At 62.8% G+C, this 8,626-nt stretch carries 9 protein-coding genes; 5 read left to right on the forward strand and 4 right to left on the reverse strand.

All coding sequences use genetic code 11. The annotated features are described in order from the left end of the window. Positions 1 to 9: 9 nt before the first annotated feature. Both ACODS5_RS16670 and ACODS5_RS16675 read right to left on the reverse strand, forming a co-directional pair. Complete coding sequence (locus tag ACODS5_RS16670; protein WP_489109193.1) at positions 10 to 1,863, reverse strand: Lnb N-terminal periplasmic domain-containing protein; 1,854 nt, start codon at positions 1,861 to 1,863, stop codon at positions 10 to 12. A 77-nt stretch (positions 1,864 to 1,940) separates the two neighbouring features. Further along, positions 1,941 to 2,429, reverse strand: a complete 489-nt coding sequence (locus ACODS5_RS16675) for a DUF3015 domain-containing protein (protein ID WP_134693617.1) — start codon at positions 2,427 to 2,429, stop codon at positions 1,941 to 1,943. Between the two features lie 254 nt (positions 2,430 to 2,683). On the opposite strand from ACODS5_RS16675, the gene ACODS5_RS16680 reads away from it, so the two are divergent. The 5 genes from ACODS5_RS16680 (at position 2,684) to bamJ (ending at position 7,465) form a co-directional block, all read left to right on the forward strand. Further along, positions 2,684 to 5,122 carry a Lon protease family protein gene (locus tag ACODS5_RS16680; RefSeq protein ID WP_134693616.1) on the forward strand — a complete coding sequence of 813 codons (2,439 nt, stop codon included), beginning with the start codon at positions 2,684 to 2,686 and terminating at the stop codon, positions 5,120 to 5,122. 163 nt (positions 5,123 to 5,285) lie between these two features. Beyond that, positions 5,286 to 5,624 carry a PA4575 family protein gene (locus ACODS5_RS16685; protein WP_134693615.1) on the forward strand — a complete coding sequence of 113 codons (339 nt, stop codon included), beginning with the start codon at positions 5,286 to 5,288 and terminating at the stop codon, positions 5,622 to 5,624. A gap of 176 nt (positions 5,625 to 5,800) precedes the next feature. After that, positions 5,801 to 6,289: a TIGR00645 family protein gene (locus ACODS5_RS16690; RefSeq protein WP_023631146.1), complete on the forward strand. Its 489-nt coding sequence runs from the start codon at positions 5,801 to 5,803 to the stop codon at positions 6,287 to 6,289. Between the two features lie 166 nt (positions 6,290 to 6,455). Continuing rightward, the gene (locus ACODS5_RS16695; protein WP_134693614.1) at positions 6,456 to 6,761 is read left to right on the forward strand and encodes a DUF6482 family protein; all 306 of its coding nucleotides are present in this window, start codon (positions 6,456 to 6,458) and stop codon (positions 6,759 to 6,761) included. A gap of 86 nt (positions 6,762 to 6,847) precedes the next feature. Beyond that, positions 6,848 to 7,465, forward strand: a complete 618-nt coding sequence (bamJ, locus tag ACODS5_RS16700; protein ID WP_046857187.1) for a BamJ family beta-barrel-assembly machinery protein — start codon at positions 6,848 to 6,850, stop codon at positions 7,463 to 7,465. 75 nt (positions 7,466 to 7,540) lie between these two features. On the opposite strand, the gene ACODS5_RS16705 is transcribed toward bamJ, so the two are convergent. Both ACODS5_RS16705 and ACODS5_RS16710 read right to left on the reverse strand, forming a co-directional pair. After that, a complete protein-coding gene (locus ACODS5_RS16705; protein WP_038707330.1) occupies positions 7,541 to 7,786 on the reverse strand; it encodes a PA4570 family protein in 246 nt (81 codons plus the stop codon). A 151-nt stretch (positions 7,787 to 7,937) separates the two neighbouring features. Then, entirely contained in the window at positions 7,938 to 8,279 is a 342-nt protein-coding gene (locus ACODS5_RS16710; protein WP_134693613.1) for a zinc ribbon domain-containing protein YjdM, read from the reverse strand. Positions 8,280 to 8,626 lie beyond the last annotated feature (347 nt).

An 8,626-nucleotide genomic window follows, 5' to 3' on the forward strand; every position in this document is an offset into this window, starting at 1 on the left:
CCCAGGTGCTCAGTATTGATACCACTTCAACTCCAGCATCACCTCGTTCTGCGCCGTGGCCAGGTGGCTGAACTGGCGTGAAGCACTCAATCGCAAGCCCAGGTCGCGGCTGATCTCCCATTGCTGGTTAAGGCTCACGCTGCGCCGCACTTCGCCGTTGGTGAAAAAATCACCCTTTGCCTCAAGCGTCAGGTTGCCCAGCGGGTTGCGCCACAACAGCCCGCCGTTGAACCCGGCGGCGGGCGAGATGAATTCGGCGAAGTCGTTGTGATGCTCGACCCGCACCGTGCCCAGGGCAAAGCCCAGCAAGTCGTCACCCAGTTGCCAGGTACCACCGGCGCCGCCGTTGACATGGCTGACCAGCACCTCGTCGTCATGCTTGCCCGGCACCCGTTCCAAACCGCCCGCGACCTGCCACGACCATGGCTTGAGCAGTTCGTTGCGCGGTGTCAGCGAGCGGATGGTGGCCAGGTCCAGGCGTTGTACCTGCCAATCGTTGCCCTCGTACTGGCGCAGCTTGAGCTGGAGGATCTCGATCTGCGCGCCGAGGGGGAAACTGTCCATGTTGTCGTTGAGGTCGTGGTAGGCCATGCGCAGGCCATACTCGGCGTAGGCGCGGTCCTCGCGGGTACCCAGCCCCAGTTGCCAGGTGCGCGACTGGTGGCCGTCCTCGGGCAGGCCGGGCCGCTCGATCTGTAGTGGCGGCGGCGGGTTGCGGTTGATCGCCCTGAGCAGTTCATAGCTGCGCCCGGCCTGGGCCGGATCACGTTCCTGGCCATTGGCGCGGTAGCGCTCCAACCGGTAGGCGGCGTCCTGTACCAGCGCCTGACGGTCGCGGGGCAGGGCGGTGAAGGAGGGGTTTTGCAACTGCGCGGTGTCGGCGCTGATGGCCAGCACCTGCTGCTTTTCCTCATGGTCCAGCGGCTCGGCACGGGCCAGCAGTTCACGCTCGCGGGACGGGCGGTAGCGCACGTCCGCCACCAGCCCGGACTGTTTCACCGCCTTGACCGTGTCGGTGGGGATGGCGGTCAGCGGGAACTGCGAGGTCAGATCCAGGCTGGGGCGTGCCACCTGCAACAGCTCCAGCAGGCGATAGGAGCAGTTCTCGTCGAAGAAGAAATAATCGAACTTGATCTGCTTGAGCTCCCATACGTGCTCGACCATACGCCCGGTCTCTTCCGGGGTCAGGTCCAGCTGGTACTCCCACAGGTCGCGGTTTTCCAGGCTGCGGTACTCGGACAGCTTTTCCTGGTAGGGCATCATCGCGAACAGCCCGGGATAGCCGCCCATCAGGCCTTTCCAGGCATAGAGGATGCTGTTGTCGCTGCCCTCGATGTAGGCGCCGAAATTGATCGCGTAGCTCAGCAGCGTGGTGTCGTTGCGCTGGGTGCTGGACTGGTCGATGCGCAGCAGCGTATGGCCGAACATCGACGACGGGCTGTTGAGATAGGCCGCCGGGAAGATCAGCGCCGCGCTGTGCGGGTCGATCGACTTGTACCAGGTATCGAACTCCTGGCAGGCCGGGCTCGGCAGATCGGTGAGGGCCAGCTGTTCGCGCAGCCAACGGGTCCGTGCCGGGAATACGCATTGGGCGTGCTTGTCGCCCAGGCTGGCCGGGGCATACAGCGCGGCGACCGTGGCCTGCAGCTCCTGCTCCGGGTGATGCGCGCCATCCTCGGCGAGAAAGAAGCGCTGGTCGTCCACATAGCTGCGCCAACCGCCAAGCTTGGCGGTCTCGTAGTGTCCGAGGGCGATCCAGTAGGGCGTGGCCGCCAACTGCTGGACACGGGCCGGGTCAAGCTGTGGGGCGGCATGAAGCGGTGCGCTGACGATCAGCGCCAGGGGAACGAGGCGTTTGAGCATGTCGGGCAACTACATCCTGATGATGCCGGAAGGTAAGCGCCAAACCCGCCCCGAGGCCGGGGCGGGAGGCGTGAGACTCAAGCCTCGGTGGCGTACTTGGCCAGTTGCGGGTCGCTCTTGAGCACGGCCAGGGTGTTGCTGTGGACAGTTTCGGCAGTCACGTCGGCGCTGCTGAAGATCTGCTGGAAGTGCTCGTGGGTGACGGCGGCGAAATGCGCGCGGTCTTCAGGGGCCACGCCGAGGACCACGGCATAGGTGGTCAGGGCTTCGCCCTGGCCCTGGGCCATGTCTTCGGAGAGCTCGTTCATCATGCCGTTCATGGCGAACCAGGACTTGCCGCCATAGGTGAGCGCGGCCTTGGTCGAGCAGCCGTTGGTGCCCGAGGTCATGCCGAAGGTTGCGTTGCCGGAGGTGCCGTTGGTGGTGGAAGCCAGGAAGTGGGCCGGGGTGCCGCGCTGGCCCTCGAACAGCAGGTTGCCCCAGCCGCAGTTCGGGCCGCCTGGCGATTCGGCCATGGCGTTGATCGAGACAGCGGCGAACAGAGTACCCAGAAGAATCCGTTTCATAGCGTTGTTCTCTTTCTCAAGTGACGTACCAATGGTCAGGGTTCTGGCAACGCGGTTGCCAGGACAGGAGGATTTGCATCCCCCCGCGCAGCTTGGAGTTTAGGCACGATCCAAAGGTTGCGTTGTTTATTGCGAAAAATTGCATGGGCGTGGCGCGTGATCGGGCTGCGACATAAAGTCTCGCGCAGCCTTGCCGCTAGGCGCTGGCAGCGCCAGAATGCCTTTCATCCGCCCCGCCGAAGTAAGGAAACCCAATGCCCGATCCTGTCGCCTCGCGCCTGCGTCTCGCGCCAGAAGCCCTGACCCGGCGTTTCTCCCCCGAGCAGTTCGCTTTTTCCAATACCGACGATCTGGAGCCGTTTCGTGGTGTCCTGGGCCAGGAGCGTGCCGTGGAGGCCCTGCAATTCGGCGTGGCCATGCCGCGCCCGGGTTACAACGTGTATGTGATGGGCGAACCCGGCACGGGTCGCTTTTCGTTCGTCAAGCGCTACCTCAAGGCAGAGGGCAAGCGTCAGCAGACCCCGGCCGACTGGCTGTATGTCAACAACTTCGAGGACTCCCGCGAGCCGCGTGCCCTGGAGCTGCCGGCCGGCAGCGCCCATGAGTTCATCAGCGACATGAACGGCCTGATCGACAACCTGCTGGCGACTTTCCCGGCGGTGTTCGAACACCCTTCGTATCAACAAAAGAAAAGCGCCATCGACCGTGCTTTCAACCAGCGCTATGACCGCGCCCTCGATGTGATCGAGCGCGCCTCGCTGGAAAAGGACGTGGCCCTGTACCGCGACAGCAGCAACGTCGCCTTCACCCCCATGGCCGACGGCAAGGCGCTGGACGAGGCCGAGTTCGCGCAACTGCCCGAGGAAGTGCGCGAGCGCTTCCATGAGGACATCGCCGAGCTCGAGGAGCGTCTCAACGAGGAGCTGTCGAGCCTGCCGCAGTGGAAGCGCGAGTCGAACAACCAGCTGCGTCAGCTCAACGAAGAGACCATCACCCTGGCCTTGCAGCCGCTGCTGGCGCCGCTGTCGGAAAAGTACGCGGAAAACGCCGCGGTATGCGCCTACCTGCAATCGCTGCAGTTGAACCTGCTGCGCACCGTGGTCGAGCAACTGGTCGACGACGCCAAGACCGACGCCGTGGCGCGCAAGATGCTCGAGGAGCAGTACGCTCCCAGCCTGGTGGTCGGCCACTGCGGCAATGGCGGCGCGCCGGTGGTGTTCGAGCCGCATCCGACCTATGACAACCTGTTCGGCCGCATCGAATACAGCACCGACCAGGGCGCGCTGTACACCTCCTACCGCCAACTGCGCCCAGGCGCGCTGCACCGTGCCAACGGCGGCTTCCTGATCCTGGAAGCCGAGAAGATGCTTGGCGAGCCGTTCGTCTGGGACGCGCTCAAGCGCGCCTTGCAGTCGCGCAAGCTGAAAATGGAGTCGCCGCTCGGCGAGCTGGGCCGGGTCGCCACCGTGAGCCTGACGCCGCAGATGATCCCGCTGAGCGTCAAGTTGATCATCATCGGTTCGCGCCAGCTGTACTACGCGCTGCAAGACCATGACTCGGACTTCCAGGAGATGTTCAGGGTGCTGGTCGACTTCGATGAAGACATGCCCATGGTCGATGAGAACCTCGAGCAGTTCGCCCAGTTGCTACGCACCCGTACCAACGAGGAAGGCATGGCGCCGCTGACCAGCGATGCGGTGGCGCGCCTGGCCACCTACAGCGCGCGCCTGGCCGAGAACCAGTCGCGGCTGTCGGCGCGCATCGGCGATTTGTTCCAGCTGGTCAGCGAGGCCGATTTCATCCGCCAACTGGCCAACGAGGCGATGACCGACGCCGGGCACATCGAGCGCGCGCTCAAGGCCAAGGCCACGCGCACCGGGCGGGTGTCGCAGCGGGTGCTCGACGACATGCTCGCCGGGATCATCCTGATCGACACCGAGGGCGCGGCGATCGGCAAGTGCAACGGCCTGACCGTGCTGGAGGTCGGCGACTCGGCGTTCGGCATGCCGGCGCGCATCTCGGCCACCGTCTACCCCGGCGGCAGCGGTATCGTCGACATCGAGCGCGAGGTCAACCTGGGCCAGCCGATTCACTCCAAGGGGGTGATGATCCTCACCGGCTACCTGGGTAGCCGCTATGCCCAGGAGTTCCCCCTGGCGATCTCGGCGAGCATCGCCCTGGAGCAGTCCTACGGCTACGTCGACGGCGACAGCGCCTCGCTGGGGGAGGCGTGCACGCTGATCTCGGCATTGTCGCGCACCCCGCTCAAGCAGTGCTTCGCGATTACCGGCTCGATCAACCAGTTCGGTGAAGTGCAGGCGGTGGGTGGAGTCAACGAGAAGATCGAGGGTTTCTTCCGCCTGTGCGATGCCCGTGGCCTTACCGGCGAGCAGGGCGTGATCATTCCGCGCGCCAACGTTGCCACGCTGATGCTCGACGAGCGCGTGCTGCAAGCGGTCGAGGCTGGGCAGTTCCATGTGTACGCGGTCAGCCAGGCCGACGAGGCCTTGAGCCTGCTGGTGGGCGAGGAGGCAGGCGCGCTGGACGACAAGGGCCAGTTCGCCGAGGGCAGCGTCAATGCGCGGGTGGTCGAGCGCCTGCGCGAGATCGCCGAGATGATCAGCGAGGAAGAGATCAAGGAGGCCGAAAAGGAACGGCTGGAAGAGATGGTGGCCCAGGCCAAACCGGCCTGAGTCAATAAACCGGCGTTGGCGGCGAAGTGCTACCGTTCAGCGCCGGTTTTCTAACTTTTCCCGCGGGTCGGCTACAGTGGAACTTAAGGACGTTGTCAGGGTTCAGGATGGAAACAGCCTGACGCTTTCAGGCTGAACAAGGCTTTACAGAGGGGACGCCGCCATGCGCAACCTCAGCCTCACCCGCCAGTGCCTGGGCCTGGTGACCCGCATCGAATGCAGCATCCGTCCGCTGGCTGGCGACACTGGCATGTGGACCTTGCTGTTCGCCGCCGGCATGGCCGGCGAACAACCCTCGGCAATCAAGGCCCAAGGCCCGTTCCATGGGCCGCTGGTGGCCGAGTCGGTGATGAACGCCATTGTCGACAGCCTCACCCTGCATGGTTACCAGGTTGCCGAAGATCCGCAGATCTGGTGCTTGCACCTGCAGGCGCAACTGCGCCGGATCAATGGTGAGCGTTGCAGGAATCTGGGGGACTACCAGTTCCACCCGGAAACCTGATCATATTGCTTTCTTTGTAGGAGCCAGCCTTGCTGGCGAACCTCTGCGGCCCCGGTTCGCCAGCAAGGCTGGCTCCTACAGGTGTTTCGCGAAACGACCATAGGCTTTTGCTGGCACAGGTGGCTGGCTATACTCGCGCTCGCTTTTCCAGTCACCTCAAGAGTCTCTCTCTGTCCATGGAACGTATCCTCGAAAACGCGATGTATGCCTCGCGCTGGCTGCTCGCCCCGATCTATTTCGGCCTCTCGCTGGGCCTGCTGGCATTGGCCCTGAAGTTCTTCCAGGAAATCATCCATGTCCTGCCCAACGTCTTCACCCTCGCCGAAGCCGACTTGATCCTGGTGATCCTGTCGCTGATCGACATGTCGCTGGTCGGCGGCTTGCTGGTGATGGTGATGATCTCCGGCTACGAGAACTTCGTCTCGCAGCTGGACATCGACGAAAGCAAGGAAAAGCTCAACTGGCTGGGCAAGATGGATTCCTCGTCGCTGAAGATGAAGGTCGCCGCCTCGATCGTCGCCATTTCCTCGATCCACCTGCTGCGGGTGTTCATGGATGCGCAGAACATCTCCACCGACTACCTGATGTGGTACGTGATCATCCACATGACCTTCGTCATTTCGGCATTCGTCATGGGTTACCTGGATCGCATCACCAAGCACTGAGTCGTCTAGCCACTATCGCGGGGCAAGCCTGCTCCCACGCAACCTTCAAGGCCTGCGTGGGAGCGGGCTTGCCCCGCGATCTTTCTGACCGACGGCAGCTTGTGCTTTCGCCGTTATCGTACAAAAAATGAGCACTCATGCGTGGTTCCCGCAGCGAGGTGCGCCCATGAACCTGCATCAGCTCAACACCGAGGCCAGGGCTGGCCATGTCGACGAACTCAACCTGATCGCCATCGAAGGCGGTGATTACCTGCTCGAGGCCCGGGTCAAGGGCCGCGCCCATCCCCTGGACGATACCCGTGGCCAGCGTCTGCGGGTGCATTCGGTGGAGGATGCACGGCTGCTGCTGCAAGCGCTGCCGCCGCTGTCGATGAACCTGGTGCACTGGTCCGTGCAGGACGAGATGTGCGGCCTTGGCGTGCACCCGGAAGAGGACCTCAAGGTCCCGATTTCCCAGCGTTCGGCCTGGTAGCTGCTTCACGCGGCGCCAGTGTGCTAGGCTGCTCGCCCTTTTCAACAAGGGCGCGGATGCAATGCGCCCTTACGTGGAGCAAGCCAATGTCCGAACTCAACCTGTCCACCGACGAATCCCGCGTCAGCTACGGCATCGGCCGTCAGCTGGGTGGCCAGCTGCGTGACAACCCACCACCGGGCGTCAACCTGAACGCCATCGTTGCCGGCCTGACCGACGCCTTCAATGGCGCCGACAGCCGCGTCAGCGAAGAAGACCTGTCGGCGGCCTTCAAGGTCATCCGTGAAGTGATGCAGGCCGAAGCTGCTGCCAAGGCCGAAGCCGCCGCAGCCGCTGGCAAGGAATTCCTGGCTGACAACGCCAAGCGTGAAGGCATCGTGACCCTGGCCTCGGGTCTGCAGTACGAAGTGCTGACCGCAGGCGAAGGCGCCAAGCCGTCCCGTGAAGACAACGTGCGTACTCATTACCACGGCACCCTGATCGATGGCACCGTGTTCGACAGCTCCTACGATCGTGGCCAGCCTGCCGAATTCCCGGTTGGCGGCGTGATCGCCGGCTGGACCGAGGCCCTGCAGCTGATGAACGCCGGCAGCAAGTGGCGCCTGTACGTGCCGAGCGAGCTGGCCTATGGCGCCCAGGGCGTCGGTAGCATCCCGCCGCACAGCACCCTGGTGTTCGACGTCGAGCTGCTCGACGTTCTGTAATGCCCGTTCGCCGGCAAGCCGGCTCCTACAGATTGCCAATGCGTCCCGTGGGAGCCGGCTTGCCGGCGAAGCTTTTCAGTTCCAATCGGTTCCCCCCGGGCGCAACGCCCGCGCATAGCAGAACAGGAACAGGTTCCTCACCAGCTCCTTGAGCACCCCGGGTTCACTCGAATTCAGCCCCATGAGGTCCAGGTCGCCCTGGTCGCGCAGTTCATCGAGCGCGTCTTCCTCAAGCACGGCGCAGACTTCGCCAGTCTCGCGATGCAGGATGCGCAGATAAGGGTGGGGGCGGTCGAGCCAGGCGTCGATCAGATAAGTCATGGCTACTCTCCTTGGATAGCGGTTCCAATGAGAATAATTCTTATTATCAAAATAGCAAGAGACTATTGGAAGAATTCTTCCGAATGGTCCCGGCGATCCTGTTGCAGGATCTGTCAGGGCCGCCCGCTGGGCAGCCCCGAGGGGCAGGGGATCAGACCTTGCGCACGAACTCGGACTTGAGTTTCATCGCGCCGATGCCGTCGATCTTGCAGTCGATGTCGTGGTCGCCATCGCACAGGCGGATGTTCTTGACCTTGGTGCCGACCTTGACCACCAGGGACGAGCCCTTGACCTTGAGGTCCTTGATCACGGTGACGGTGTCGCCGTCCTGGAGGATGTTGCCGACCGAATCCTTCTTCACCACGTCGTCGCTGGCGGCTTCGGCTTCGCCGTTGGCCGACCACTCGTGGGCGCATTCGGGGCAGATCAGTTGGGTGCCATCCTCATAGGTGTATTCGGAGTTGCATTTGGGGCAGGGTGGCAGAGTGCTCACTTCGTTTCCTTAACGTGCAGGGAGAATAAAGGCGCACATTGTATAGGGTTTAGGTGCTATCTGTGCAAATGCGTCGTTGACAGCGCGCTGGCGAGAATCTGCCACTGCACTTTGGTGGGGCGGGAGCAACGGGTGCAATGTGCTTCGCGCAGTACTAGCAAATTTGTCAGGTTACGGATAGGCCCGTATTTGATGAAATTGTAAGCCTGTCTTCTTTGCAATGGAGTGGGTATGAAGAGGCTCATTGCTCTGTCGAGTTTATTTGTCTGTCTCAACGTGCTGGGAGCGACAGTGAACTGGCCTAATGATTTTGGACACCTTCTTCGGGCGCTATGATGGCGCCCAAT

The sequence above is a fragment of the Pseudomonas sp. FG47 genome, from assembly GCF_057809115.1.